At 37.4% G+C, this 2,050-nt stretch carries 2 protein-coding genes; one reads left to right on the top strand and one right to left on the bottom strand.

The window, feature by feature from the left end; all coding sequences use genetic code 11:
- On the bottom strand, window positions 1-1,293 hold a 1,293-nt coding region (locus ACSVH5_RS13415), incomplete at its 3' end, for a hypothetical protein (protein WP_438061916.1).
- A 243-nt stretch (window positions 1,294-1,536) separates the two neighbouring features.
- Here ACSVH5_RS13415 and ACSVH5_RS13410 point away from each other — a divergent pair.
- Window positions 1,537-2,004: a regulatory protein RecX gene (locus ACSVH5_RS13410; protein WP_438061915.1), complete on the top strand. Its 468-nt coding sequence runs from the start codon at window positions 1,537-1,539 to the stop codon at window positions 2,002-2,004.
- The last annotated feature ends 46 nt before the right edge of the window (window positions 2,005-2,050 follow it).

Genomic DNA, 2,050 nt, shown 5'->3' with positions numbered 1-2,050 from the left:
AGTTTGATTTGATGTAACTGCAGTAAGTGTAACATTAGCCATTCCACCTGTCAAAGTAACTGTTGTATTAGAACCTCCATTGATGTTGTAAGTAACCACAGCACTTGATGTTCCTGTTAAAGTAAACGTTGCATTAGCACCTGAACAAATTGGACCATTATTCGAAGAAATACTGGCTGTTGGTAATGGGTTAACTGTTATAGCATAAGTTGTAGAGGCCGTTCCGTTACCACAAGCATTAACTCCTGTTACTGTTAAATTTCCTGATGTTGCATTTGATGAAAAACTTCCAGTTATTGATGCTGTTGTTCCCGATGGTGTAAACCCTGTTCCTGAATAACTCCACGTGTAACTTGTAGCATTAGTAATTGCAGGTACAGAATAAGAAACACCACTTTGACCTTGACAAACAGTTGCCGTTCCTGTTATAGCTCCAGCTGCAACAGGAAGTGGATTTACTGTAATTACTACTTGAGGTGTAACTAATGTACAAGTACTTTTTATTTTTAATCTATAATAAGTAGTTTGAGTTAAACCTCCTGGAATAACATAGGTAGGATTAGTTCCATTAGTAGTAATGTCAGTAAAACCTATCCCAGAAGTTGTTGAGCTTTGCCATTGATAAGTAGGTGAAGAAGCATTTGTACTACTAGTTAATGTTGCAGGTGTTGCGCCTGAACAAATAGTTTGGTTGCCAGAAATTGAGCCGGTAAATGAAGTGCAATTGATAGGAAATGAACAAGGACCTGCAGAACAATTATCAGTTGACCCAAAAATAGAACCAGAATTATCTGTAATTATAGTCCCTGTGGCGTCTAATGTTCCCGAACCACTAATTACTGAACCATTCCCACCAGTCACATTCCCATTGACAGTTACAGTCCCATCAAAGACTACACCATTACTGTTATTGCTGTTATTGAGTAAGCCATTTACTATCAATGTTGCTCCTGATTTAATTGTAACAATAGAACCGTTTTGAAAGTCAACAACTTGTTCATTTGCAGGAGTTCCAACAGATCCAACAGTTAGAGTTGCAGGTGCATTAACTATCAAAGTAGCCCCACTTTTAATTGCAATGGAAGCTACAGATGCATTTGCATTAATAATTATTGTATCATTATTACCTAGGCTTGTTGGTGCTATATTACCTCCAACCCAATTCGATGGATTTGTCCAATCTGTATTTACTGCTCCAGTAAAGGTGTAAGTTGCCGCATATACACTTCCTGAAAAAACAAAAAACAGTAATAGGAATATAAATTGTTGAATGTTAGGTAAAATTCTTTTCATAAAAAATAGTTTGAGATTTAAAAAATGGAGCCCCATAAAAGACAACCATTACTAAACTTTCCAGCATTTTTGTTCATTAAATACAAAAGTAATAAATTAATCCCAAAAAAAGCGAGATCCATTGCTAAACATGCTCGATTAAATGCTTTTGAGATACTTCATAAGTAGCTACAAATCAGAAGTTTTTTTAAGAGTAAAACGTTATTTTTGTAGGATCTATAACCCTTACCTACCCGAGTCAGCATGTCACAAGTCTACACGTTCCAACAAGCCCAACACAAAATAGAACAGTATTGTGCCTATCAAGAGCGCTGTCATGAAGAAGTGGTGACCAAACTGAGAAGCATGCACTTAGCATCCCACGAAATCGACCAGTTGATTGTGCACCTTATCGAACACAACTTCTTGAATGAAGCGCGTTTCGCCTGTAGTTTTGCCCGTGGCAAACACCGCATCAAGCATTGGGGAAAAATCCGCATTACCAACGAACTCAAAATGCGCCACATCAATACTACTTTGATTACACTTGCTTTAAAAGAAATCTCCCCCGAGGAATACTTGGAAACTTTTAATGCTTTAGCCGAAAGGAATTGGCAATCCATTACAGAAAAAAATGCGCTTAAAAAAAGGAAGAAATTTTGTGATTACATGCTTCGTCGTGGTTTTGAGAGTAGCTTAGTTTATGAGAAAGTAAAAGAATTAGCCCCCTAACCCCCAAAGGGAGAACATTCGCTCAAAGATTTAACCGCAAGGCTCA

Origin of the sequence: Flavobacterium sp. RSSA_27 (assembly GCF_051547125.1) — a bacterium.
Classification (GTDB): domain Bacteria; phylum Bacteroidota; class Bacteroidia; order Flavobacteriales; family Flavobacteriaceae; genus Flavobacterium.
This window is presented reverse-complemented; position numbering and strand designations above follow the sequence as displayed.

Excerpts from the sequence above, each read along its gene's own strand:
- ACSVH5_RS13410 (WP_438061915.1), top strand. The coding sequence starts at position 1,537 with ATGTCACAAGTCTACACGTTCCAACAAGCCCAACACAAAATAGAACAG.